Source organism: Chthoniobacter flavus Ellin428 (assembly GCF_000173075.1).
In the GTDB taxonomy this organism is placed as follows: Bacteria; Verrucomicrobiota; Verrucomicrobiia; order Chthoniobacterales; family Chthoniobacteraceae; genus Chthoniobacter; species Chthoniobacter flavus.
Genome location: NZ_ABVL01000018.1, coordinates 47,443 through 72,864 on the forward strand (window position 1 = coordinate 47,443; position 25,422 = coordinate 72,864).

Consider the following 25,422-nt stretch of genomic DNA (forward strand, 5'->3'; position numbering starts at 1 on the left):
GTTGTTACGGACTTTTTGTAGAATCATGAGGCCAGGGCGGCGAAAAGGCGCGCCAGTTCCGCATCCACTTCGCCAGGGCCGGCCACGGTGTCCGCGATCTCCGCGCGGATGAGATCGCGGTAGCGCAGCCGAAACCGATGTGCGGCCACCCGGACGGCGGTTTCCTGCGCATTCAGCCGCGCGGCAATTTCGGCGTAAGACACTTTCCCGCCGCTGAGCGAGGGTTTGAACTCCTCGAAAAGCGTCTCCTTTCCCACGGCGGCGAACTCGCGCCGGAGACGGGCGAGGACTCGATCGAGAAGGGTGAGCGCCCACCGGCGTTCGTAGAAGCGATCGGCGGTCATGGGATCCGCGGGCTCCAAGGCGTAGCGCTCTTCCGCGGACTGCGCGTCGAAGGAAAGCGGGGATTGCAGGCCGCCGCGCTTCAGCGCATGGGCGCGGTCCCATTCGTTCGCGAGGAAATGGCGCATCGACGCCAGAAGAAAGGAGCGAAACCGGCCCTTTTCGCGGCGGACGGCCTGGAGCCAGCCCTTCTGCAGGAGACGCGCGAAGAATTCCTGAGTGAGATCCTGCGCGTCTTGTGTGGAGTGGCCTTCCCTCCGGACAAAGGCGTAGAGCGGATACCAGTAAGCATGGCAAAGGTGCTCCAAGGCCTTGTCCGCCAACTGGGAGTCATCGCCGCCGGCGGCCACGACCACGCTCCACCGCGTCAATTCAAAACGCCCTGCTTCCGGAACGTCTGGGCCGAAGGATGCGGGGGGTTCGCGGCGCATATCTTGCATCGATGCAATACACCAGCAACATGCCGTCTTGGAAGCGAACATCTTCGAAATCATTCAGCCTAAAAGGAGGTTCGACTCGCACGATTCGGCCTCGCATTTTTCCAACGCACGTTTGCTATCGTCGAATAGGTTGGGAGGCCGGAGGGCGACATCCGGAATGACGTTCGTATCCAGTTGAACCCTCAAAGAGACGCTGGCGAAAGCTTCAATCGACTGCTTGACATCCCGCTGAAATCGGACTAAACGCGCGGCGCGATGAATCCCGAAGTAAAAAACTGCAGGATCTGTGGCGCCGAAATACCGAAAGAACGGCTCGATGTTATTCCCGACACCGAAGTCTGTGTCAGATGCAGCAAAAAGATCGGCGGCGAATTCGAGCTGAAAGTCACCGTCGGCGGCACCGCCAAGCCCGGCAGCCTCAAAATCACAGGCCAGGAAGTATCCATCCAGCGCCAGCCCAAGCGGCTCCTCTGACCAGGCTCTGCTTGAAGTAGCGTCGCTCTGTCCGCCCGCGACGAGCGCAACGCAGACGGTCCAATCGTGCCGTGAAGAAACGCAGTCTTTAGCGGACTATTTGGCAGCTTCGACGGGAGGCTCCGCCGCTTCGAGTTGGACGAGCTTGGTGTAGACGCCCATCACGTCCTCCCGCAGTTTCGTCGACTTCGTCACCCAGGCTTTGTAGGCGGAGGATTCCATAAAGGACGAAAACGCCTGGGCCTGTTGGTCGGCATAGGCGCGCTCGTCCTTCTGCTTTTTGCGAATCGCTTCCCCGGCGCCCCCGGAATTCCTTCCCGGGTGAAGGGGCATCGTATTGACAATGCTCGCGCCATTGGACAACGACGGCACCAGCGCCGAAGAGACGGCGGCCGCCCGTGTCTGGGCACGCTCGTCCATCCCGTTGGTCAACGCATCACAGACCCAAATGGCGTATTGGCAAATCTGCTTTTGCGATGGTGTTTTGGCCCTGACGGCCTCGCCACTCAACGTCGCGCGCAGCTTTTCCACGCTCACCCGCGGCATTTGCGGCTCCTGCGGCAAGGGCGCGAGAATCGCGTCCAGGCACGGCTCCAGCAGCGGCTCGACTTGTTGGGAGGGCGGCAGGTTCGCCGCGACAGCCGGCACCTCGGGGGTTTTGTCCGGGTCTTCGCGAGTCAGTCTTTTCCCGGAAACCACAACCCCCTGGGCATTCTTTCCAGAGAGGCGGTTTTCGTCTTTGTCCAAAGTGAGGGTATCGACAGTTCCCATCGCCCAGAAGATGCGATATTTGCGCGGCACTTCGCCTGGATTCAGGCACTTCCAGGTCGATGTGTGACCTACGTTGCTCGTGAGGCGACCGTCGGAATGGAAGACCTTGGTCGAATTGGTGAACCATTTCCATTGCCCCAAAATCGGATCGCTCAACTCGGCTCCCCAAGCCGGGTTGAACAGACCAACTAAAACGATGAACAAGGCGCAGACCATCCTGGAGGAACGCATCGCTCCAATAGAGAGAATTGTCCTCGACTTGCAACGGCGAAAAAACCCCGCGGGTGGCGTGCAACTACCACGCTAGAAACAAGCACGCGCGCGATACGGGTCGGGCGACATTTTGACGGTTCCAAATCTCGATAGTCGATTTAGGCGGATCACGTACGAGAAGCGATCCAACGCTGTACGCCGGACCGGAATGGATGGACATGATCGCTGGACGAATCAGAAGATGCCGCTGGCCTCCCAATCCCTCGCCTACTTTGTGATCCCTTCTATCTCCCGCCTTCTGCTCATTAGCTTTTGTTGCTCCGCGATTGCCGCGCGGGCCGCCGTCGTCAGCGTGGAGGTCTTGCAACGCACGGAGGATGACAAGACGGGTTACGAGCAGATCACCGGCAAACTGCACTTCGCAATCGATCCGAAGTTGCCCGGCAATGCAGTCATCGCGGACGTCGGCCTCGCGCCGACGAATGCGTCGGGCAAGGTGAGCTTCGTGGCGGATCTGCGGCTGTGGAAGCCGAAGGACGCGGCGCGCAGCAATGGCGCGGCGTGGGTGGAGATTCCGAATCGAGGAGGCAGGGCGAGCCTGTCCGCGGCCCTGATGGCGCAGGGATTCACGATGCTGAACGTCGGCTGGGAATTCGACGTGCCGGCGAAGCCGGATGCCCTGCGCATCGAAGTGCCGCGGGCGCGGAACAAGGATGGCTCGGCGATTCGCGGCGTGGTGAGCGCGCAGTTCACGCCGGACAAACCCACCGAGGAACAGACGATCTCCGACCTGGCCGACTACCCGCCCGTCGATCTCGATGGTCCCGACAGCAAGCTCATCGTGCGCACGCGCGCTGCCTGGCCCGGGGGCAGCGAGATTCCGCGCACGCAGTGGAGTTGGAAGAACCAGCGCCTGCATCTCGAGGGCGGATTCGCGCCAGGGAAGACCTACGAAATTTTCTACCTGAGCGAAGCGCCGCCCGTCGCGGGGCTGGGCTATGCGGCCATCCGCGATGCGGTATCGTGGTTGAAGTACGATGCGACCTCGCTCGCCCCGGTGAAGCATGCGTATGCTTTCGGTGCGTCGCAATGCGGACGCATGCTGCGCGACTTCGTCTATCTCGGCTTCGATACCGACGAACAGGATCGCCTGGCGCTCGATGGCGTGATGGCCCATATCGCCGGCGCCGGGCGGCTCGTGCTCAATGAGCGCTGGGCCACGCCGCGCAGCCTCGCGAGCTACTACACGGCCTCGTATCCCTTCGCGGACACCGCGCAGCGGGATCCGGTCAGCGGCCACTCCGAAGGCATCCTCGAAAACCCGCGGGTGAAACAAGCCCCCAAGATCTTCTACACCAACACGGCCACCGAATACTGGGGCGGCGGTCGCGTGGCCGCACTCACGCATACGAATGTTGCCGGCACGCAAGACATCGCCTTCCCCGCGAATGTGCGCTCGTATTTCCTGGCCGGTACCTCCCATGGACCGGCCCCCTTTCCCCCGACCGCCCAGGCCAGCGGCGCTCCGCTCGCGGATCCGATCAATGCGAATGCCACGGTGAACGCGCTGCGGACGGCGATGCACCGCTGGGTGAGCGAAGGCGTCGAGCCACCGCCGAGCGTTTACCCCAAACTCGCCGATGGCACGCTCACGCCCGTGGCCGACATTCATTACCCGAAAGTGCCCGGTATCGCCGCGCCCAACGCGGTGCAAGCGGGTGGACGCGTACGCGATCCGCTCTGGCCCGATGGCGCGGGCGAAGGCACCGCACTGCCACTGCTCGTCCCGCAAGTCGATGCGGATGGCAACGACCTCGGCGGGATTCGCATGCCCGACCTCGCCGTGCCGCTCGGCACCGCCGCCGGCTGGGTATTTCGTCCGCCATCCATGGGTTCTCCTGATACCCTCGTGATGCTGCGCGGCGCATGGACGCCCTTCGCCGCGACCAAAACTCAGCGGGAGAAGACCGGCGATCCGCGCCTTTCACTCGAAGAGCGCTACGCCTCGAAGGACGAGTTCATGACGAAGGTGAGTGCGGTCATCCAGCAACTGATCGAGCGGCGGCTCATGCTGGAGAGCGACCGCGAGCCGCAAATGAAACAGGCAAGCGAGCGCTGGGATTGGGTCTCCAAACGAGCGGGAGAATAGGGCGTGAAACCGGCCGCCCGGGTTATAGCATTTTAAATAATACCGCAGCCGGGATCACTCGAGGGAACGGTCCGAATTTAACGCAGAGGGCACAGCGCGGCGGAGCCGCAACCAAAAGGGGAGCCACGAACATTCGAAAAGACAGGGAAGGGAAAGTGACCCGCGAATCACCCGAATGACGCGAATGATCTGCCCTCATTCGTGTTATTTGCGTGATTCGCGGGCCAAAAATTCTACGCGTCGTGCGGACATTTTCATGGTTAGCACTGCAGAGAATTTTGAGAGAGGAAAGGAGGGATGGCTCTTCCTCTGCGGCCCTCTGCGTTCTCGGCGTCCTCTGCGTTTAAATGGGTAGGGCCTTTGGTTGCGGCTCCGCCGCGCTGCGCCCTCTGCGTTTAAATTAGCCGCGACTACTCGAACATTCTCGTCATCCCGTTTTCTTTGGGGGTTCCGGTTGGGAGACCAATGGGTCGGGATACAGGAGCGCTTCCAATTCACGTTGCATCGGAACCCACTGACGGCGCCACACCCGTCGGTTCAGCCACCAGGTGACGCCGGCAATCAGTACCGTCATGACGGACATTCCGATCTTGGCCATCAACTCGATCCGCATCCCCCAGGTTGAAACGCACATTCCGACCAGGAACGGCAGCACATACCACCACAGCAACGTGCGGCTGTCATCGGCCTGCTGGCGAACCTTCGCCAGGTCGTATTTCAACCATTCCATGACCGGTGCATCCGCAATCGGTTGCGGTACGGAACGCAGGCGCCGGATGCTTTTCCATGACGCCAATAGCATCCCGCCAATGATGATGAAATAGCCAATCCGCACGACGAAATTCGGAGTCGTAAAGACGTAGATAATGAACGGCACGGTGACCAGGACGTACAACGCCGCTCCCCAGAAATCGGTCTTATTCAATCCCGGGTGCATCTTCGCCATCTTCTTTCGCATCACCGCGATTTGTTCGTCGGCCGTCAGCGCCGGACCGCCGGAGGGCTTCTGCTCCTGCCAGACGCACTTTAGCGCCTGCCAGAGGTCTTTTGGTTCCTGGTCATTCATGTCCGGCCTCCTTCATCAAGGTTAGAAGCTTCTTTTTCGCGCGATGCAACCGCACGCCCACGTTGCTTTCGGTGATACCCATGATTGCGGCGATCTGCTCGTAACTCAAATCTTCGAGGAACAACGTGATGAGCGCTTTTTCCACGTCGTCTAATTGTGCAATCGCTTCGTAGAGATGGGTGAGTTGATCGTTCCTGGATTCAGTGACCGGTTGGGTTTCCAGTATCTGTTCGAGTTGGGCGTGGTCGTGGGTCGTGGTTTGAGCCGCACCGCGGGAAGTCTTCCTGCGCACAAAACTCATCGAGGCGTTGAGGGCGATGCGGTAGAGCCACGTGCCGGCGTAGCGATCCTCCTGCAAATTCGGCAGACCGCGCCAAATCTGGAACAGGATTTCCTGATAAAGGTCATCTTGATCGTCACGATTCCAGGCATAGACGCGGCAGATTTTCAAAATCTTCGGTCGATTCTCGTTCACGAGTTCGAGAAAGCGTCCTTCGTTGTTTTGAAATCCAGAGTTCAAATTGTTTCCTTTGACTGATTAGTCGCAGACGCGCAGGAGAATATTACAAAGGCGAAAATATTTTGGGGGTATCACCACTTGGACGAACCGTATATCATCTCACCGATGTCCCCCGATACCACCTCCCCTTTGCCCCAATCCCGGCGGCGTTTCCTGCAAATTTCCGCCGCGCTGCCCGCCATGGTCGCCGCACGATCGCTAATGCCCGGTGAACTCAGCGCCGCCGATGCCCCCGCGCCGCCTCCGGTCCCAAAAAAATACCCGATCGGCATCGAACTCTACAGTGTTCGCGGTGAGCTGACCAAAGACCTGCCCAATACTTTGCGCACCGTCGCCAAGATCGGTTACGAGGTGGTCGAGTTCTACTCACCGTATTTCGGCTGGACGTTTCCCTTTGCGAAAGACGTCCGCGCCCAACTCGACGATCTCGGTCTCCGCTGCTTCTCGACGCACAACGGTTTCGAGTCTCTGCTGCCGGGGGAGACCATGTCACATGCCATCGAGCTCAACCAGATCCTCGGCGCGCGCCAAATCATCATGGCTTCCGCGCCGCGGACCACCAAGACCGTCGATGACTGGAAACGCCTTTGCGGTCACCTGGCGACGGCCGTCGAAGAACTGAAACCGCACGGCCTCTCGGCGGGCTTCCACAATCATCATGTCGAATGGTTGCCGTTGGAGAACGGCCCGCGGATCATGGACATCCTGGCCGCCAACACGCCGCCGGAATTTATTTTGCAGTTCGACGTCGGGACCTGCCTCGAAGCCGGCGCCGATCCGATCGCCTGGATCCGGGCGAATCCCGGCCGCATCAAGAGCGTGCACCTCAAGGATTGGGCGCCCGGTGATAAATCCGCGGAGAAAGGGTATCGCGTGCTTTTCGGCGAAGGCGTGGCCCCGTGGAAGGAGATCACGGCCGCGGTCGAATCCGTCGGGGGCGTGGAGTTCTATCTGATGGAACAGGAAGGCAGCCGCTTTTCGGAATTCGAAACCGCCGAACGCTGCCTCGCTTCGTGGAGGAAACTGCGGGCAGGCGGCTGATAAACTGCCCTAGTCGGGCTCCGGCTTGGTGACGATGACACGGCGGGGTTGCGCGTCGGCATAATAAATGGTCCAGGCATTGCCCTCTTCATCCGTAATGACCCACGGGTGGTGGAGATAGGTATTCAGCCCGTATTCTTCTCCAGGGGCCAGCGTCTGGTAGAGGACACGATTGCCGTTGTAATCGATCCAATAGACCTGGATGGCTTGGGTGCTGCCGTTGACAAAGGTGATCTTCGTGGCCGCGCCGATGGCCGACTTGATGCCCGCCATTTCGGCCGGATGGAGCCGCTGAGCGAGCGCGGCAGGCGCCACGATCATCCAGAATGCACTCACCGCGAGGGCGGCAAATTTGCCCGGCGTGACAGCGGTATTCATGGTCTTTGAAATAAGGGCCAGCCGGGAACGGACTGTGCCCCAATGCTGAGGTAAGGTGCGTGCGGAATGCGCGGGTTCACTTTTCCCCGGCGGTATGAGCCGTCAGGTGAATCAAGCGAAACTCGCCGGCGGGAACGTGCATCGAGATGCTTCCTTTTTCAATCGGCAAACTCTGGCCATCCACCATGGCCGCCTGCGAAATCGATTTCATGGGCAGCGGCACCGTGACCTCGTCATGGGGAGCCTTGCTGTAGTTGCCCACCAACAAGAGGGCTTCGCTGTCCGAGGCGAAGCAGGTGTAATGCAAGGCAGGGTTGCTGCCCTGGCAAGGGATGGGTTTTCCCGTTTGCAAAAGCTGGGGAAATTTGCCGAGCGCGGCCAGCGCCCGGGCGTGGAAGTAGAAGTCCATCGGATCGAAGTCGCTGAACTCATAGTAGGTCAGGCCACGCGCGCCGTTCAGAATGGTTTCGAGCACCATCGGCTCCATGAGGTGCGCGGGAAATTTCCCGTAGGTTCCGGCCGTCAACCAGGGAATGATCTGGCGGTTTTGCAGCGCTTCGTGATCGGCGCGAAGGCGCCTCGCTACGTCGAGCGCGCGGCCTTGCACATAGATCGACGGCATGGCGACATCCAGGATGCCGGGGTAAATCTTCGTCCACTGGAACATGCCATCCATCACGGATCGGTCGGGATCTGAATTATAAAGTCCCACCGTAAGTTGGCGCTTCGGCACGGCATCGCGGATGGCTTTCACGAGACTCCCGAGCGCTTCGCTGCCGAGATTGGTGATGAAGTCATCCCAGCTCAGGCCGCTGGATTTCCAGGCGTCCTGCACGCGCGGATCTTGCTTCGCTTCCACCACCGCGCGCGCCCAGAGCTCGACGTCCAGATAGACGTGGTCCGGCTGCGCCCGGGCGGTCAATTTGGCGACGCGCTCGAGCTCCTCCCGGAAGAATCGGCCGCGGTAAAGCGGGCTGAGATACTTACCCGGCTGGCCTTTGACCTGATTGAAGATTTCCGCGGCCTCGGCGGGTTCGATCTTCCCGGCCTTCAACCTCGACCGGATCACTCCGTCCATGACGTGAAACGGCGATTCATTGTAGACGACCCGGTAACCTTGCTGGCGCGCCTGTCCGAGAAATTCCGCGGATGGCCAGGTTCCGTCGCGCTGGATCGGGATGTTGCGCGGAAATGTGGAAACCAGATTGAAGCCCATCCGGGAAAAGCTGGGCAGGAAATCCGGCCACACCTTCTCCTCATCATCGGACATCCAGGCCAGGCTGATATCCAGCGCTGGGAGCGGCGGCACGGTCGGGATCTCGACGAGTTGGAGCGGATACTCGAGCGTGTGCGAAGGCTGACCATCGAGCAGACCGGTGAGTACGATGCTGGCGTTCTGGGGAATTTTTGCGCCCGGGTGCACGGTGATGTAGAGCGGGCCTTGCGGCGTCGCATCCGCCGCGCTGCCGTGGGAGGCGGCCCTGGCAAACTCATAGGAGCGCCAGCCGGCCCGTGGCAATTTTGTCTCGGTGAAGGCCGGCTTCGACTGCGGCAACAATTCCAGTCCCTCGGGTAACTCGAGCCGGAATCCGGCGAGACTTTTCCCGGGAGCGGTTCCGGTGAAGTCCTGGATTTCGATCCAGTTCGGCGTCACGATATTGGTCGTGACCACGAACTCTCCGCTGCGTGGAACGGCCGCCAGTCCGTCGGTGAAGACCTGGACCGGCGGAAAGCTGGCCAAATCCTGGAGGGCCGTGCCGTCCGTCGCTTTGAGAATGGAAAGCTGATCGACGAACAAGCTGGATTGGGGAGTCACGCGCAGGGCGATGAAGCGCGCGCGCACCGGTTGCGCACAGACGAGCGGCACCATGAAGGCGGTGCCTTCCTCGGGGATGTAGAAGGCCGTTTTGAAATCCGACAGCTCGCTTTCCGCGGGCGTGAGTTTCGCCATGCGCTGCAGCCGATAATAGTGAGTGCCATCCAGGCTGGCCAGCAACTCGACCGATGCCGGCAGTTCGAGAGCGCCTTGCTCGCGTCCTCCCAACGTGCGCAAAGCCACCTGCCCGACCGGCTGCGCCTGCCCGAGATCGACGATCATGAGAATGCCCGTGCCCGTCCCCACCCCATAGTGCCAGCCCACCGCGTCCTTGCTGAACCACACACGATCGTCCTTGCGCGCAGAGAGGACACCACTGGTCAAGTCATGCGCATCGTTGTCATCGGTGGTGAGCGGATAATTCGGCTTGGGCAAGAAGCGCACCTCTTTGCCACGCGCGAGTTCCTCGCCGGAAGTCACGCGCTGCCACTCGGCGCGGGACTCGGCCGCGGTTTTGCCGACCACGCCTCTCCACTCCGCAGCGGAGGCCCGATGGCTCAGCGAAAGGAGGATGAGTAAAAGGAGTGAGAGCGTGTGTTTCATCGGAGGGGGATTGATTCGCAGAGTGCTCATCCGCCGGCGCGGCGAAGGAGGAACATCCTATACCGACATCCAACCCGCCCAAGCCGCATGTAGTAGACGCAAACGCAGCCAAAGATTGAGCGTCGCGAAGCCCATACCGAGAATGAAACATCCTCGCCGGCCACGTCGGCGAAGCAATCCAGTATGACACGCTGGATCGGAATTTGTGGGTATGACACTGATGTCAGTCAGAAAATGTCGCGTGCCCTTCGCCTGACCCTTATCTTCCCCAAAACTAATATCCCCCTATGAGCAATCGATTCTCCCCTTTATTCGCGGGCGCTCTGGTCACCATGGTGCTGGCTGGCGGTGTAGGCAGGTCTGGCGCAGCGCTGCCGGCTTCGCCAGCTTCGACTTCGCAGACTCCGACGATCGGCATCGGCGCGGGCGAAGAGCAGCCGACGCATCTGAGCTTTAGTAATATCCCGAAGGGTTCCAAAATCGTCCAGGTGAGCTCGCATTTGATCGTGGATAAAGCGTCGCCTAACGGTCTGAACTTTTTCGCCATCCAGGTGAATTTCCCGAATAAGACCTGGGCGCATGGTGGGCCGCAGCTCGTGAAGAAAGGGAACCAGCCGGTGCAGCAGGTGAACTGGGGCGGGTTGGTGAATCGCGGAGGAGGATCGACGGATTACAAGGAAGCCGATCCGAAGAACGACCTGCTGCTGATCGAATCGGGCGTGGGCAAACCGAACACCGTGCCGTGGAGATGGAAGCTGAATACCGAGTATGTCCTGACGGTCGAGCGTGGGAAGCAGGTGCAGCTTCCGGCCGGCGAGAGTCACAAGGTGCATGTCGATGCGCGGACGATGTGGGAGTGGAAGTTCACCTACGAACCGGTGGTGAAGGATGTGAACTTTCCTTCCTATACGGCGTTGATTTACGACTCGGCGGATTCGATCGGGTCCTTCTATCTCTGGATCGAAGCGGGATATGGTTCCACGAAGGACGAGCAGCACGCGCGCTGGTCACCGCCAACTTATCGCGTGGAAGGCAGCACGGAGGAGAAGATGGCCACGGAGTGGAAGCGGTTTTGATCTTCGACCGCAATCTTCGAGCGTGATCCTCCGATGAATCGGATCCTTCCGGTATTCCTCGCGCTGTGCGCGTTCCCGATCGTGGCTCTCGCGCAGCAAGGAACGGCGCCGGCTTTCCGCCCCGAGAAAATCCGCGAACTCGACGCCGTCATCACGCAGGCGATCGCCGACGGAAAATGTCCCGGTGGCGTCCTCTGGCTCGAGCACGCCGGCACGGCATACCATCGCGCTTACGGGAGCCGTTGCGTCGAGCCCACCGGCGAGCCGATGACCGAGGAGACGATCTTCGATGTCGCTTCGCTGACGAAGGTGATCGCGACCACCACCGCAGTCATGCTGCTGGTGGAGAAAGAGCAGGTGAAGCTCGCGGAGAAGGTCCAGACGTATCTCCCGGAATTTACCGGAGACGGCCGCGAAAAAATCACGGTGCGGCAACTGCTCACGCATACCTCCGGGTTGCGGCCGGATCTTCCACCGGGAGGCCCGCCCGGTTACGAGGCGACCCTCGACCGTGTTTTTCGGGAGCGCCCCACAGCAGCGCCGGACACGGCGTTCCGCTACAGCGACCTGAATTTCATTCTGCTCGGCGCGATGGTGGCGCGGGTGAGCGGCAAGCCGTTGAACGAGTTCTGCGCAGAGCGCATCTTTGGTCCGCTCAAGATGAGCGACACGCTATTTCGTCCGCCGGCAACGTTGCGGGGACGGATCGCGCCGACCACCCGCGAAACTCCGCGCGGCCTCGTGCACGATCCGACCGCGCAACTCATGGGCGGCGTCGCGGGTCACGCCGGCCTTTTCACCACGGTGGCCGACCTGGCCCGGTTTGCCCGGATGCTCCTCGGCCGCGGCAGCCTGGAGAGTGTCCACCTGCTACTACCGGAAACGGTGCAACTCATGACCACGGTGCAGAGCCCCGCCGCGCTGGCCGATCGCCGCGGACTCGGCTGGGACATCGATTCCCGTTTTTCCGGTCCGCGGGGGACCGTCTTTCCCGTCGGCAGCTACGGCCACACCGGATGGACCGGTGGCTCGTTGTGGATCGATCCGGCCAGCGAGACGTTCGTGATCTTCCTCTCGAATCGAAACCACCCCACGGAAGCCGGAAACGTAATCAAGTTATGGAAGGTGATTGGAACCCTCGCGGCGGAAGCCGTCGGGAAGGGCGGGAAGGAAGATGTGGGAGGAGGAAAATAAAGGTCAGCCATCTCCTAAATGGACAGCGAATTGTATCCGCAGGTTTTGGGAAGAATTTGGTGGCGACTTCATGAAAGTATCCGCTTCGCCCATTCGATCGGCACAGATCTGCACGGCTCCTTCCGCATTTCTTATGGGGAGCGGCGATTGGCGAAGCTGCTGGCCCGCTGGTCGCATCTACCTCAAAGCGCAGTCTCGGCTGACACGCGATTGAAAATCCTTCCCGAATCTACCGGCGAACGTTGGGAACGAAAATTTGATGACGCCGTTTTTACGACCAGGCAATGGCAGGACGGCGAACACCTCGTCGAACGCTTTCGGGAGTGGGAAATGCATTTCAAGCTCAGAGAAGATAATGGAGGCCTTTACTACGACCAATGCGCCGCAAAGCTTTGCCTGGGTGCACTACGCCTCACCCTGCCGCGCTTCTGCGCTCCGGCGGTTCAGGCAAAAGAGACCTTCGACGGGGTAAGCCAAGTCCTTGTATCGGTGATCGTCAAATTGCCGCTCGTTGGGATCCTGATTTCTTATGAAGGGCATTTGGACGTAAGAAAGGTGACTTGATGAAAATTCCTCTCTGCCTGCTCGCCGTGCTCGGTGTTATCGGCGCCTTTGACACTTTCTATTATCATGAATGGCGCGCCCGCCTCCCGGCGCAAGGTCCAATTGCCGCGCCTGAATTAAGAATTCACGCCGCGAGGGATTTCTTTTATGCCGTGCTTTTTGGGACACTGCCATGGCTGGGCTGGCATGGTGGCTGGGTGTGGGTGCTCGCGGCGGTTATTATAATAGAGATTGTTCTGACGTTGTGGGATTTTGTCGTGGAGATTGGTGTGCGTAAACCCATGGGCGATGTCTATGCAGGCGAGCGGGTGACGCATTCGTTCATGGGAATTGTCTACGGCGCGATGATCGCAACGCTCATTCCGGTCATGTGGCGATGGTGGACATTGCCCACCGGCCTCCAGGCAGAACGCCCCGATGTCCCCGATTGGCTGATTGGTGCGCTGTTGCTGATGGCTGCGGGGGTATTTTCCTCCGGCCTCCGCGATTTCTATGCTTCACTGGGATTGCCTTATGGTAACTGGCCCTGGCCGAAAATCCGCCGTCCCGAGTGAATGTCCGCCGTTACCTCGGCGGCAATGGTATCGCTGGCTCTTTATCGTCGCCGGAATTTACAATATCAGTTGGGGCCTTTATGCGGCGGCAGATCCACAGTGGCTCTTCCGGTTTGCCGGAATGCCCCTGGACAACCATCCCCAAATCTTTGCGTGCCTGGGGATGGTCGTCGGCCTCTATGGCGTCCTATATCTGGAGGTAGCTCGCGTTCCGGAACGTGGTTGGTTGCTGGCCTTTGTTGGCCTCACGGGAAAAATTCTCGGGCCCATCGGGTTGATTCGTCTCCTGCTACAAGGCGTCTGGCCGCCGGCAACCCTCGTCTTGTGCCTCACCAATGATTTCATTTGGTGGCTGCCCTTTTACTTTTATTTGCGCGCAGCGTGGCCTTATTTTCGAGAATCGCTGAGAGCGAATTGACATGCTTTCCGATTCCCAGAAGCAACAGCTCATCCATCAAGGGTTCCTCGTTTTCCCGGGACTCGTTGCGGCGGCGCGAGTGGCTCGATTGAATGAGCGCGTGGAGGAGTTGTTTGCTGCGGAAGGAGAAAATGCCGGGCGCGAATTCAAGATGGAGCCTGGGGCGCGAAGGATCGCCAATGCCGTGGACAAAGGAGAGGTGTTCGAGGAGGCGATCGATCATCCCGCTGTCCTGGCGGCGGTGGAAGTCGTGTTGGGGACGGATTTCAAGTTGAGCAGTCTGAATGTGCGTTCGGCGAATCCGCACAATGGGTGCGCGCAACCGTTGCATATCGATGGTGGTGAGTTACCCGATGATCAGGGTAACTCGGTTTGTAACTCCGTGTGGATGCTGGATGACTTTACGGAGCGCAACGGGGCCTTGCGGATCGTGCCGGGGTCGCATCGGTGGGGACGCGCGCCGGAGCCGGGGGCGAAGGCGGAGGGGGAGATGCTCGTGACCGGGAAAGCCGGGGACGTGGTGGTGATGAACGCGCATCTCTGGCACGGGGGCAGCGAGAATTTCACCGACCATCAGCGGCGGGCGATGCATGTGTATTACACACGTGGAGATAAGCCGCAGCAGCAGTGTCAAAAGCGCCTGGTGCGCGCTGAGGTGCAGGCACGGCTGAGCCCGCTGCGCCGGCGAATCCTGGCGCTCGATGATCCGCGCAACGATGCGCTCTCGGCTGCAGGGAGCGGGAGGAGTGGGTTCTTACGGTAGAACTAACCCTACGGCAGCTTGCTCAAGCTGAAGTCATCCTCGTACAGATCCGCAAGCGAAGTGGCGGTCTGCGTGTAGATGAGCGCGCGGGACAGCGTGCCGGTCCACGTGACGTGGATGGTATCCGAGATATTCTTGTAGCGGGTGCTGATCGCAACCGGCGCGCTGGTGAACCAATGGCTACCTGTGCTGTCCGTGGTGTTGATGACCAGGATGACGTTGTCCGTCCCCGAGGCAAATTGGGCCCAGGCGCTGGCAGTGTAGTCGCCCTGCCCATTGGCGAGCAGGACGCTGGTGACATTCTGTGTGGCAGCGCCATAGATCGCGGTGCGGTTGTAGATTTGCAGGGAACCAGTGCCGTTGTGCACATTCGTGGAACTGGCGGCGATGGAACTGGTCTGGGCCGCCCAGGAGGACGCGCCATTTTCGAAGCCCGCATTTGTCAGTTGATTCGCCATGCCCAGGCTGAAGTCATCCTCGTAAAGATCGGCGAGGGAAGACGTGGTTTGCGTATAGATGATCGCGCTGGCGAGCGTGCCGCTCCAGGTGACATTGATCACGCCCGCGAGTTGTTTGTAGGCGGTGCCCAAGGTCATAGGCGAGGTCGTGAACCAATAGCTGCCGCTACTATCTGTCGTATGAATCACGATCCGAATCGTATCCGAACCATTACCCAGCGCCGCCCACGTGCTGGCGGTGTATAGTCCCTGCCCTTTGGCCAGCAGCGTGCTTTTCACATCCTGGGTGGCGGTACCCCAGATCGCGGAGCGATTGGAGATATGGAGCGAATAGCTGCCGGAATGCACCATGGTGATGCTCTGCGCGAGGGTCGCGGACTGCGCCGCCCACGAAGTGGTGCCGCTCTCGAAGCCAGGATTGGCGAGTGAATTTACACCGACCACAGCCGGATCGAGGATCGCCTTGAGCATGTCGAGCCGATCCGTGCCGGTATACAACGTGGGGCAAAGCCAACCACCTTCATCGAATTCATTCCAGGCGTAGAGGATGACGGTGTTGGCATCGGCGACCGTCGGGTTGCTATCGACCCAATTCAATCCCTCCTGGAGATGGCTGGCGATCTGCCAGGGCGTCGCTGTCTGGCACCACTCGGTGGAGGGATAGGAAGTCCACGTGACCGGATGGTCGATCCGCGGGCGCGGATCCCATCCGGAGGTGACCCACGGGACGACCTTCGTCCCTGTCGCCATGAAGCTATTCCAATTCGAATTCTCCGCGGAGACAAGAGTGCTGTAAAGCGCGCCGTCAATCTCCGGGCTGCAGTAGGAGCTGATCGCGTCCGCACCGATGTTGGTCGCTTCGGTCGAGGCCGCGCTCGCGGAGAAAGTCATGACCACGATGTAAGGTGTCCCCAAGCCGGCGGTAACCGTCTGGTTCCGCAGGTTCGTGATGTCACTCGCCGAATACACGCCGGTCCCAAAAATGTAGAGCAGCGGCCGGTTGCCCAAGACCTTCTGGTAGTTACTCTGCGCGAACTTGGTGACCAGCGTGCTGAAATAGGAAGCGGGCATCTGGCCGCTGGCGACGAAACAATAGTTCACATAACTCTTGTAGGCGCTGGAGGAGTAAAGGTTGCGGGCCGTATCCATGCCACTGCCATCCGGGTAGAAGACGAACGCCCAGTAATCGATGCCCGCGGTCGTTGCATAAATGATGTCGCGGTCCATGACCGCCTGCGTGAGCTCGCGAGCCTGCGCCGTATCGGTGCCCGTCTCGACGCCGAAGAAGGGGAGTCGGAAGTGGTATTGATTCGGTCCCAAGGCGCGTTCGACCTGCTGGCCAACGTAATTCCCATTCGCCCAGCCGAAAGTCGGGGTGTCACCGGTATTGCCGTCCCAACGAATCGCACCGACCGCAGTGCCTCGGGGATTCACGGCGTGCAGCGGGATTTGGCCGAGCCCGAGCAAGGCGAGGAGCAGGACGCAGGTCAGGTGAAGGGTGCGGAATGCGGCATTCATGGGGTGAAGCAGAGGGAGGTGAAAGCGACGAAAGACAATCTGGGGAGACGACTTTGCACGGGGATTCGATAGCAGGATGACAGGCCGGATGCCTACTCGAAACTAAGGCTCCGCGGATCGTGGCACCCGGCCGGTGTTGACGCGAACGGTTCTGCCATTCAAACAAAGGCATGTCCGCGACCTCATACGACGCTTTTCCGTATCCGAGTTCGGCCTATCCACGGACCCATCCTGACCGGCTCGCGGTGATGGCCACGCTTTACGGAATCGATCCAGCGCCGGTGGAACGTTGCCGGGTCCTGGAACTCGGTTGCGGGGACGGATGGAACTTGATCTCGATGGCCTATGGGTTGCCCGGCGGCGAATTCACCGGCATCGACCTGGCCTCTACTCCCATCGAGCGTGGCATCGCGTTCTGCCAGGAGCTGGGATTGCGCAATGTGCACCTCCGGCAGCTGGACCTCCTCGAGGCGGGAGACCTCGGTGAGTTCGATTACATCATCGCCCATGGGCTCTACTCCTGGGTGCCGGAGCCGGTCCGGCGGAAGATCCTGGAAGTCTGCGCACGCAGCCTCGCGCGCAATGGCGTCGCCTTGATCAGCTATAACGTTTACCCGGGAAATCACCTGCGGGAGCTCGTGCGTGGCATGATGCACTATCACGCCGCCCACTTCGTCCGGCCGGAGGAGAAAATCCGGCAGTCGCGTGCCCTGGTGAGATTCCTCGCCGACTCGCAAGAGCCACGGGAACTGTATCATCATCTCCTGGATCAGGAGGCGAAACGGCTGGAGAACTATTCGGATGGCGCCCTCTTCCACGACGACCTGAATCCGCTGAACCAGCCGTTCTATTTTCACGAATTCATGGCCCAGGCTGCGCCCCACGGTTTTCAATTCCTGGCCGAGGCTGAGGTCTCGGATAATTTCGCCAGGCACTACTCGCCCAGGGCGGAAGCGGCGCTCGCGGAACTGGATCCGAATGATCTCGTGGCCCACGAACAATATCTCGATTTCCTGCGGTGCCGCGGCTTTCGCCACACGCTGCTTTGCCGTCAGGATCAGCCCCGCCAAAAAGAAATGTCCCCGGAGCGGGTCATGCTTCTGCGGATCGCCGGCGAAATCCGCCCGGCGACAGCCGACGCCGATCCACGGTCACTCACGCCGGAAATCTTTCACGGCCCGGAGGGTTCTCAAATCGAAACCAACGACCCCGTACTGAAAGCCGCCCTCGTCCATCTTGGGACGCTCTGGCCCGAGTGCATCTCTTTTTCCGACCTGCTCGAGCACGCCATCACCGTGAGTGGCGCCCCCTCCGACCCGGAGAGTCGGTCGCGTGCGGCCGAATCGCTGGCGGCGGAACTCCTGCAGTTGCTCGGCGCCGCGTTTCTCGAATTTCGTGCCCACCGGCTGCCCGTAGTCCGGCAGCCGGGTGCCACCCCCCGGATCAGTGCCCTGGCGCGGTTGCAACTCCGGGTGGTTCATTTCGTGACCTCCTTGCGGCAATCCACCGTGGTCATGGACGATCCGCTGGGACACGCCCTGGCGCGTTTGCTGGATGGTTCGCGTGACCGTGCGATGCTCAAAGCGGAACTCGCGAGCGAGGCCGCCGAGAGCGGATTTACCGTCACCGACGAAGCGCTCGAGACGAGCCTGCACAAATTTGCGCGCGCTGCCCTGTTGGAAGGTTAGCGGCGGACTTGGTGGCTACCCCGGTCTTCCACCGAGGCTATTTTCCATTTGGGTGAATGTGATGAGTGGGCGACTCGCCATTGTCCGTACGGCCAATGGCCGCACCTGCTCGAACTGCTCATTCTACGCAAAATGAATTTTCACACCTCCCCAGCCCCTCTGCTCTCCCGGCTGTCCTTCTTCTCCAAATCGCTCGCCGGAGCAATCAGCCTCTCAGCCATCGCCCATCTACACGCCGACGTGACGATGCCCCCCATTTTTGGCGACCACATGGTATTGCAATCCGGGGTGCCGTTGACCGTCTGGGGTTGGGCCGAACCCGGGGAAAAAGTGAACGTGCAGATCGCAGGAGTTACGGCCACTGGCGAAGCGGATAAAGATCGAAAATGGAGGATCAAGCTCTCACCTCTTCCGGAGAATTCCCAGCCGACCACCATGACGATCCGGGGAAAAAACACCGTCGTCCTGTCGGATGTGCTGGTGGGAGATGTCTGGCTCTGCTCGGGACAATCGAATATGGAATTTGGCCTCGGCGCTACCTCCCTCAAGGGAATCAAGCTCCAGGATGAGCCGCAGATTCGTCTCTTCACCGTCCCGCGCTCGATTAGGCCCTATCCCTCCGAAGGAGAGATGGCGCCTCCGACACCGGAAAGTCCGCTCTCCGGAAAATGGCTCGTGGCCACGGTGGACAATGCCATGAAGGGGGGCCAATGGCAGGGCTTCTCTGCGGTTGGTTATTACTTTGGTAACTTCATCCACGCGAAGACGAAAATGCCGGTTGGGATGATTGCGTCGGTCTGGGGCGGCACTCCTGCACAGCCATGGATTAGTTTGGAGGGATTGCAATCCGATCCCCGGCTCAAAGGGGAAGCTGACTCGGTGCCGCGCTATCGCGCCAGTTACGAGCAGAATTTGAAAAAGTACGATGAGGAGATGAAAAAATGGAAAGTAGAGGTGGCCGAATGGGAAAAGAAAGCGGGATATCCGCTCAATGAATACGCCCGCCATGTGAAGGACTGGGGACATGAGGCGGACAAGCTGAAGGCTGCCGGACAGCCAGTTCCGCCCCGTCCGGAACAGCCGCCCCGGGAGCCGCGCGATTTCGCCAATAACAACCAGGTCTCTTCGGCGCTTTTCAACGGCATGATTGCGCCGCTGATCCCCTACGCCATCAAAGGGGCGCTTTGGTACCAGGGCGAATCGAGTGCGTCGCAGCCGTTACATTACCAGGCACTGCTACCGGCGTTGATTGCCGACTGGAGAAAGAAATGGGGCGTCGGCGATTTCCCGTTCTTCATTGTGCAACTGCCTAACTTCATCCAGGGCGGGCAACAGCCAATCATGCCGCCGGATAGCCCCTCGGTCTGGGCGGCGATGCGGGAAGCGCAAAAGAATATCGCTGCAGCGGTTTCCAATACCGACCTGGCGGTGACGATTGACCTGGCCGCGATCAAAGTTTCGCTGCACCCATGGGATAAATGGGATGTAGCCGAGCGACTTTCCCTGCTGGCGCGTAAAAAGGTTTATGGCGAGCCCAATCTTGTGGCGCACGGGCCCGTTTACAAAAGCCAGACTGTGGAAGGGAACAAAGTCCGCATCACCTTCGAGCCGGATTCCATCGGCGGCGGCCTCTCTCTCGACAACCCGCCACTCCACCTTTATTACGCCGTGGAACTTCCACGCCCCTCCACGCCTCCCCAGGATTTGACCGGTTTTGTCATACGCCGGAGTGGACAATCATTTCGTGGAAGCCAAAGCCTTCATCGACAAGATAACACCGTCGTTGTTTCCAGCGAAAAGGTCGCGAATCCTGTATCCGTTCGTTACGATTGGGCGGATAACCCTCACGGCGACCTTTATAACAAAGAAGGTTTGCCCGCAGGCCCCTTCCGCACGGACGCTATCCCGCTTGGGACAAAATAGGCCGGGTTATTCATCGAATTTGCTTCTGCTCAGCGATAGTAGAGCTTCAGAAAATCGTTGCTGTCCAAAGGCAACACCATCTCCACGCTTCCATCCCTGGCGGTATGAAATTCCAGTGGCCCGCGAATGGCGGATTCAACGCGGGCGATGGGTTTCGGGGTCCTGACGCGAAGCGACAATTTGGCGATGGGTTGGTTCGTGTAATTGGCCAGCGGAATGAGCAGACCCTGTTTATCCGTCATTAGGACGGCATCGACCAGGGGCGTGTCGCATTCGATGGGACCCGTGATGCCGGCGTTCCGCACCGGAGTGAGAAGCAAATCGCGAATGGCCGCCGGGAACTCCCATGGATTGGCGGAGCGGTCGAGCAGCGCAGCGGTTTCCGGCGGAACGGATTTCGCGTCGACCTTGGCTTTTTCCTCGAGAACAAAGCGCGCGTCGAGGGCGCGCTTGATGTAATCCAGCGCGGGCAGGAATCCGGCGCAATAAACACGGCCGCGCTGGACGATAGCCGGTGAATCATCCTGGAATTTGGCGACCACTGATGCGCCCGGGAGCGGAGTCAGCGCCTGCTTGACGGAGAGGACCGAGGCGACTCCGTCCTTCCATCGCACTTCATCCTTGGGCGTGAGCAGCCGCAAGGTCCGGCCGGACCCAAGTTGCTTCTGCAGTTCGCTAACGTCGCCCCGGGTCGCAGGGAGGAGATCGTCGAGCACGTGCAAGGGGCGATTGTATTCGTCGCGGGAGGCGGCCCCGGCGGTGACCCAGAGTGTGCCGCCGTGTTCGACCCACGCATGCAATTTGGCGGCGGAGGCGCGGGTCAGATTCGGGCCGGAGAGATAGCAGACGGTGTAGTGATCGAGCTGTCCGTCCGCGGTCTGCCGCTCGGAGACGATATCCACCGGCACCTGGGAGTGAGTGAGGGCCAGCCAGGTGTGCATGCGGTCGAAGCCGTAGGCGAGGTTTTGGTCGATCGTCCAGACGTCGCTCGACGAACTGTAGAGCAACGCGACTTTCGCCGGCGCGGGCATGGCGGTGCAAAGCAGGTCTTCCACCGCACCAACCTCGCGGGTAATGGACGCGCTGGCCGTCCACATTTCGGGCTTCGCATACCACACACTACTGCGCCAGTACGGACCGCCCTCGTGCGTCGCCCAGCTCGGGCCGTAGGAGAAGCTATTCATCATTTTCACTCCGCGGGCGAGTTCGCTGGCCGCTTTTAGCTGTATGTCCCAAGCCTTGCGTCCGGCAGACGCGATCAGGTGATGCCCGATGATCTGCCCGCGATCGCGCGCCGCCGCCCGCATCAGATCGACGTTGAACGAGGCGCATTGGTAAGTGGACGCCCCGTTCGACCAATCCTCACCCCAGATGGCGTTCTGCTGCGGGGAATCGAGCAGATCGAAGTAATCCACTCCTTGCATGAAGAAGTTCGCGTTGTAGACGGCCCCATCGCTGAAATTCGCCAGCACCGGAAACTTTCCGCCATAGGCCTGCTCCACGAGTTGATGTTGCACGGCCATGAAATCGCCCAGAGCCTGCGTCCGAAAACGCTGGGAGAAGTAATAGAGCGCCGGAAACGCATCGCGTTGCGCCTCGGCGACGATCTTCACGCTGTCCCAATCTTTCACCAGCAAGCTCTCCGGCGTCTCGCCCCGGCTCCGCAACCACGCGCGAAAATGATCGCGGTAAGCGGGGTCGCTGACGATGCGATCCAGCGGCTGGCCAGTCGGCTCGTCCGTCAATTCCGAATAGACGATGTCTTCGACCTTGCCGCCCCCCTTCTGGAATGCGGCCGCGGCTTCGCGCATGCGGGTCTGCATCTTCGCCACGTCGGGCTGACAGTACGAGCCATTCTCCATCAGCCACGCCCCGCCGATTCGCCGGTGTCCCGGCGAGGTGAAATCGAAATAATCGAGCGTCTTGTGCTCGCGCGCCATCAGCGCTGCATCGAGGGCAAACATCGAGTCGTCCAGGGAGGCGGTGACAAAGAATGGGAATCGTTCCGGCTTTCGCCCGAAGACCGGCCAGGCATGGGCGTCGGCCAGCTTGCCCGTTTCCGCGGCGATCTCCTGCGAGGTTTTGAGCAGGGCGCGATTTTCCGCCGTGAGCAGATTCGGCGGCAGAAAGACGGAAAAGCCGCTGGGCGAGTAATCCGCCGGCACCGTGGCGACGATGGCCTTCTCCTCCGGCGCAGTGGCAAAGTCGAAGGTCGCCCGGAGCCGATCCGCTTGCTCGGCGTAACTATGCCGCGCGGTAATCCGGAGCATCGCGCCGGAGTCCTGGAAAATTAGCGGCGTGAGATTGCACCAGGCGGTTTCTTCTCCGCTCTTTAATAAGTCTGCCTTGGGCGGAGCGGTGCCGGCGACGGCGCCACTGCGTCCCAGACTGTAATGCTGATACCACGGGGCGTGGTAGTGATCGGCAAAGATGTGCAGATAGACGGGCCGCGTCCCGCAATCTCCCAGGCGCACGCGGACATAAGTCTGCGCGCCGTAGTTGAGATGATTCGGCACGAGTTTGTCATCCATCGTCAGCAGCAGGCAGTCGACGAGCCGCGTCCCGCTGTCGGAGTTTTTCCGTTCGTGCTTGCTCAAGCGCAGCGTGACCTCGCCCTCCGGGAGGTCCGCCTCGAAATATTTCCAAGTCTCCTGGTTGCGCGCGCCTTTGCCTTCGAAGGCGGCATCGAAGAGTCCGTCCGCCAACTCACGTCCGCCGCTGAGCGCGGTCACGTGAAACGGCGCCCGGCGGGTGGGATGGCTCGTATAGCGCACCCAGACGCGATAATGCCCCGCATCCTTGATGCTGACCGTGGCCGTCGCCGTGCCATCCGGCGCGCCTTGAGATCCCGAGAGCGCCGCCGTGCCGGATGCCGATCGCGTCTCCGGCCCGGAAACGACCTGCCATCCGGCATCCGACCGAAAGGTCTCCGCCTCGACAAAGACCGTGGAGGCGAGCGCCGGGAGCACCGAGCTCGCGGCGAAAAGAAGCAGGACGACGAAATATTTCATGGCACGTGTGGGGGGAACAGCGTCGCCGGCGAGCGGCCGACGCTCGATGTACTCAACCGATGGTGGTTCTCTTTCTTTGCGCTTCTTGAAAGCGTCCCGCTTGAAACCGCAATTGCGAATTTCGGAAGCAAAGGTCTCCGCAGAGTACACCGGGCTGACGAATCACCTTTAACCCTTTCACCTACTCCCCGCCTGCACCCGCTCTACTTCGTCTCTCGACTCTTCCCTCGACGGCGAAACAAGCCGGCGCCCGTGGCCGCCAGACCCAGCAGCATCAGACTGCTCGGCTCGGGGACGGCCGCGGCGTTCAAAGTCACATTGTCAAAGCTCGTCTGGCCAGTATTCGCCGAGACCAGTTTGATTTCCAACGCCTGACCCAAATGCGGGTCGCTGGCACCCGCCGTATACACATCGGTGGCCAGGACGAATGAACCATTCGTCGGAGCAGGAACATTCGTGGTCTGGGACAGCAACACACCGCCCGCCAATAATTCGATGGAGTAGCCGTTATTAAACGGACCATCCAGCCGGCTGCCGACATCCACACTCAAGGTGTAGGTGGTGTTGGCGGTGAGAGTTGCCGAAAGGACCTGGTCGATTACCGCGCCGGAATTCGAATAGGCGACGTTCACTCCATCGGGAGCCCCACCCGGATACTCGCTCGCCGTAGGACGAAGAATTCCCGCGTTGGAATTCGAATTCCACGAATTGGCCGCGTAACTCCCGGAAGTGAATCCCCCCGCACCCAACGACACTCCTTCAAAGCTGGGATCGCCGATGGTCAACAAACTCGCGCTGGCCGTCTGCGCAGCTAATAGCCCAATGAAAACCGCGAGCGAAACGCGGAGGCAGGCAGACGAAGTCGGGCTGGACATAAGTAAAACCCCGGGGGTATGGCCGGATGGTGAGGGCATCCTGCCCGGAAAGTCAATCGTTTTGCATGCGATAAACAACATTCCTCACCCCTTCCACCGTTCATGGGGAGATAAATATCAGGCAAAGGGCATTAGTTTCAGATCAATCCGGTTTTCCTTAAAAATGCTTCGCCATGTCTCGTACCGTGTCGTCGTCCATATCAGCCGCAATCGAGGTTTGGGGCAGGGCAAACCAAGCCCATCAGGCTTCGGCCCCTTATCGTCAAAAACAGCTATCCATTTTACCCTTCCCCTCTGATTAGCGAGCAGAACACGCCAGCTTTGGTCGCCGGGCATTCGCAGTTGGTTTCTCGAGCCAAACCGCTACGAGCTCCGGATCACTATTCGAAGGTTTGCCGAGGATTTTATAAACCTGTTCCTTGGAAGTTCCACGGTCAAACCACGGTGCCTTTTTTCACAAGAAACGAAATTGAATGCGAGCACAACTACCAGCAGCAATTTCGACCCCCATTAGCAAGAGAGCGCGCCCTGTAAATTTAAGTGTCACAATTAAACATATAAAACCCAGGGCCATGAGGCCGATGTGGAAAGTGGGGCAGTCAAAAATGTTGCCTGACTGACTCTATCCGTCCCCTCATCTCCCCGATGTACCGCCGAGAAGGCGCCGGATCTGCGCTGGCGGCTTCGGCGGCGGAGGGAGCGGTGGCGGTGGGTTGGTCACACCGACCATCCGATACATTTCCTCGGGAGTGCTGTCGCGCTGGAGCATCGCGGCCAGATACGCATCCCGCGGAGAAAGGGCGTTGACTTGCTGGATTCTTTCCGGGTGAACCAGTCGGGAAAAGAGCATCCGACGGATCCGTTGTCGTGGCACAATCGCTTCGCCGTAGCCATTGGCTAAATTCGAAGACCAATAGCGCACCGCCTGGCCCTGAGGGGTGTTGACCGTCCCCAGATACACGACGGAATGGCCGGTCTCCCTGGCGCCGATTTCATCGTGCCAAAAGATTTTCAGGAAATCGCCCGGCCTGGCTTCTTCGAGCGAAGTGAAATTGTAGCCGATGCCGGTTTCGTAGAACAGACGCGCCGTGCCGGGGCCATTGGCATTCCAGCGTCCCCAGACCCCGTTGCCGTCGGGTTGGGGTTCCTGGATGAGCAGGGACCGCAAGGTGACGGCATCCAGTTGGATCTGGCCGTCCCGTGCAAGCTGCTTCAGGACCGACAGAAAAACCAGATAAGTGGCACCGGAACAGAAGCTGGGCTGGGCCACGTGGGGGTTGATCGCCAACTGAGAATCCGTGAGTTGGATCGACTGCCGAAGCGCAGCGATGGCGATGCTATTCGCCCGATAGCTTCCGCCCACCGGCATGGAGGCGATCTTCTGCCGGATGATCTCATTGAGATCGATCGCCGGCGAAACAGCAGCCCTGGCTTGACTGGCGGCAGCGTCAGCGGGCTTGTTGCCGAGAATGACCGTCGGACCAGACGCGGCGTCATCCGTGAGCGCGCGACCGGCCAGAACGATGCTCGGGAGAAGCACCGCAGGCAGGAACAGGGGGAAGAGCCA

20 protein-coding genes are annotated in these 25,422 nt (G+C 60.2%); 10 read left to right on the forward strand and 10 right to left on the reverse strand.

Going from position 1 to position 25,422, the window contains the following annotated elements; translation table 11 throughout:
- Positions 1-23: 23 nt before the first annotated feature.
- Positions 24-773, reverse strand: a complete 750-nt coding sequence (locus CFE428DRAFT_RS23610) for an RNA polymerase sigma factor (protein ID WP_131989405.1) — start codon at positions 771-773, stop codon at positions 24-26.
- Between the two features lie 264 nt (positions 774-1,037).
- On the opposite strand from CFE428DRAFT_RS23610, the gene CFE428DRAFT_RS23615 reads away from it, so the two are divergent.
- Positions 1,038-1,256 (forward strand): TraR/DksA C4-type zinc finger protein, encoded by a 219-nt coding sequence (locus CFE428DRAFT_RS23615; RefSeq protein ID WP_006982186.1) that lies wholly within the window; start codon positions 1,038-1,040, stop codon positions 1,254-1,256.
- A 96-nt stretch (positions 1,257-1,352) separates the two neighbouring features.
- Here the strand turns inward: CFE428DRAFT_RS23615 and CFE428DRAFT_RS23620 are convergent, their stop codons facing one another.
- Positions 1,353-2,258: a hypothetical protein gene (locus tag CFE428DRAFT_RS23620; RefSeq protein WP_131989404.1), complete on the reverse strand. Its 906-nt coding sequence runs from the start codon at positions 2,256-2,258 to the stop codon at positions 1,353-1,355.
- A gap of 190 nt (positions 2,259-2,448) precedes the next feature.
- On the opposite strand from CFE428DRAFT_RS23620, the gene CFE428DRAFT_RS23625 reads away from it, so the two are divergent.
- Entirely contained in the window at positions 2,449-4,389 is a 1,941-nt protein-coding gene (locus tag CFE428DRAFT_RS23625) for an alpha/beta hydrolase domain-containing protein (RefSeq protein ID WP_006982188.1), read from the forward strand.
- Positions 4,390-4,816: 427 nt separating this feature from the next.
- Here CFE428DRAFT_RS23625 and CFE428DRAFT_RS23630 read toward each other — a convergent pair whose 3' ends face one another.
- Both CFE428DRAFT_RS23630 and CFE428DRAFT_RS23635 read right to left on the reverse strand, forming a co-directional pair.
- Positions 4,817-5,455 (reverse strand): hypothetical protein, encoded by a 639-nt coding sequence (locus CFE428DRAFT_RS23630; RefSeq protein ID WP_006982189.1) that lies wholly within the window; start codon positions 5,453-5,455, stop codon positions 4,817-4,819.
- Positions 5,448-5,975, reverse strand: a complete 528-nt coding sequence (locus tag CFE428DRAFT_RS23635) for an RNA polymerase sigma factor (protein ID WP_006982190.1) — start codon at positions 5,973-5,975, stop codon at positions 5,448-5,450. The genes CFE428DRAFT_RS23630 and CFE428DRAFT_RS23635 overlap by 8 nt, the downstream gene beginning before the upstream one ends.
- A 105-nt stretch (positions 5,976-6,080) precedes the next feature.
- Here CFE428DRAFT_RS23635 and CFE428DRAFT_RS23640 point away from each other — a divergent pair, with 105 nt between their 5' ends.
- Positions 6,081-7,016, forward strand: coding sequence for a sugar phosphate isomerase/epimerase family protein (locus tag CFE428DRAFT_RS23640; RefSeq protein WP_006982191.1), 936 nt, complete (start codon positions 6,081-6,083; stop codon positions 7,014-7,016).
- 9 nt (positions 7,017-7,025) lie between these two features.
- Here the strand turns inward: CFE428DRAFT_RS23640 and CFE428DRAFT_RS34350 are convergent, their stop codons facing one another.
- Together CFE428DRAFT_RS34350 and CFE428DRAFT_RS23650 are read right to left on the reverse strand one after the other, a co-directional pair.
- Positions 7,026-7,394: a VHL beta domain-containing protein gene (locus tag CFE428DRAFT_RS34350; RefSeq protein ID WP_006982192.1), complete on the reverse strand. Its 369-nt coding sequence runs from the start codon at positions 7,392-7,394 to the stop codon at positions 7,026-7,028.
- A gap of 76 nt (positions 7,395-7,470) precedes the next feature.
- Positions 7,471-9,813 (reverse strand): hypothetical protein, encoded by a 2,343-nt coding sequence (locus CFE428DRAFT_RS23650; protein ID WP_042725652.1) that lies wholly within the window; start codon positions 9,811-9,813, stop codon positions 7,471-7,473.
- Positions 9,814-10,100: 287 nt separating this feature from the next.
- Between CFE428DRAFT_RS23650 and CFE428DRAFT_RS23655 the strand changes: the two genes are divergently transcribed.
- The 5 genes from CFE428DRAFT_RS23655 to CFE428DRAFT_RS23680 all read left to right on the forward strand — a co-directional run bounded on the left by CFE428DRAFT_RS23655 (position 10,101) and on the right by CFE428DRAFT_RS23680 (position 14,382).
- Positions 10,101-10,889 carry a hypothetical protein gene (locus CFE428DRAFT_RS23655; protein ID WP_006982194.1) on the forward strand — a complete coding sequence of 263 codons (789 nt, stop codon included), beginning with the start codon at positions 10,101-10,103 and terminating at the stop codon, positions 10,887-10,889.
- 33 nt (positions 10,890-10,922) lie between these two features.
- Positions 10,923-12,083, forward strand: a complete 1,161-nt coding sequence (locus CFE428DRAFT_RS23660; protein WP_006982195.1) for a serine hydrolase domain-containing protein — start codon at positions 10,923-10,925, stop codon at positions 12,081-12,083.
- 18 nt (positions 12,084-12,101) lie between these two features.
- A complete protein-coding gene (locus CFE428DRAFT_RS23665; RefSeq protein ID WP_006982196.1) occupies positions 12,102-12,647 on the forward strand; it encodes a DUF4166 domain-containing protein in 546 nt (181 codons plus the stop codon).
- The gene (locus tag CFE428DRAFT_RS23670; protein WP_006982197.1) at positions 12,647-13,201 is read left to right on the forward strand and encodes a hypothetical protein; all 555 of its coding nucleotides are present in this window, start codon (positions 12,647-12,649) and stop codon (positions 13,199-13,201) included. The genes CFE428DRAFT_RS23665 and CFE428DRAFT_RS23670 overlap by 1 nt, the downstream gene beginning before the upstream one ends.
- Before the next feature lie 419 nt (positions 13,202-13,620).
- Positions 13,621-14,382: a phytanoyl-CoA dioxygenase family protein gene (locus tag CFE428DRAFT_RS23680; RefSeq protein WP_006982199.1), complete on the forward strand. Its 762-nt coding sequence runs from the start codon at positions 13,621-13,623 to the stop codon at positions 14,380-14,382.
- Positions 14,383-14,390: 8 nt separating this feature from the next.
- On the opposite strand, the gene CFE428DRAFT_RS23685 is transcribed toward CFE428DRAFT_RS23680, so the two are convergent.
- Positions 14,391-16,358 carry a carbohydrate binding domain-containing protein gene (locus tag CFE428DRAFT_RS23685; protein WP_006982200.1) on the reverse strand — a complete coding sequence of 656 codons (1,968 nt, stop codon included), beginning with the start codon at positions 16,356-16,358 and terminating at the stop codon, positions 14,391-14,393.
- A 170-nt stretch (positions 16,359-16,528) separates the two neighbouring features.
- Between CFE428DRAFT_RS23685 and CFE428DRAFT_RS23690 the strand changes: the two genes are divergently transcribed.
- Both CFE428DRAFT_RS23690 and CFE428DRAFT_RS23695 read left to right on the forward strand, forming a co-directional pair.
- Positions 16,529-18,046, forward strand: coding sequence for a methyltransferase regulatory domain-containing protein (locus tag CFE428DRAFT_RS23690; protein ID WP_006982201.1), 1,518 nt, complete (start codon positions 16,529-16,531; stop codon positions 18,044-18,046).
- Positions 18,047-18,721: 675 nt separating this feature from the next.
- Positions 18,722-19,969 carry a sialate O-acetylesterase gene (locus CFE428DRAFT_RS23695; protein ID WP_157447614.1) on the forward strand — a complete coding sequence of 416 codons (1,248 nt, stop codon included), beginning with the start codon at positions 18,722-18,724 and terminating at the stop codon, positions 19,967-19,969.
- 29 nt (positions 19,970-19,998) lie between these two features.
- Here CFE428DRAFT_RS23695 and CFE428DRAFT_RS23700 read toward each other — a convergent pair whose 3' ends face one another.
- From CFE428DRAFT_RS23700 to CFE428DRAFT_RS23710, 3 genes are all read right to left on the reverse strand, one after another.
- Positions 19,999-22,980, reverse strand: a complete 2,982-nt coding sequence (locus tag CFE428DRAFT_RS23700) for a beta-galactosidase trimerization domain-containing protein (RefSeq protein ID WP_006982203.1) — start codon at positions 22,978-22,980, stop codon at positions 19,999-20,001.
- Between the two features lie 203 nt (positions 22,981-23,183).
- Positions 23,184-23,855 carry a PEP-CTERM sorting domain-containing protein gene (locus tag CFE428DRAFT_RS23705; RefSeq protein WP_006982204.1) on the reverse strand — a complete coding sequence of 224 codons (672 nt, stop codon included), beginning with the start codon at positions 23,853-23,855 and terminating at the stop codon, positions 23,184-23,186.
- A gap of 634 nt (positions 23,856-24,489) precedes the next feature.
- Positions 24,490-25,395, reverse strand: a complete 906-nt coding sequence (locus tag CFE428DRAFT_RS23710) for a hypothetical protein (RefSeq protein WP_006982205.1) — start codon at positions 25,393-25,395, stop codon at positions 24,490-24,492.
- Positions 25,396-25,422: the final 27 nt, after the last annotated feature.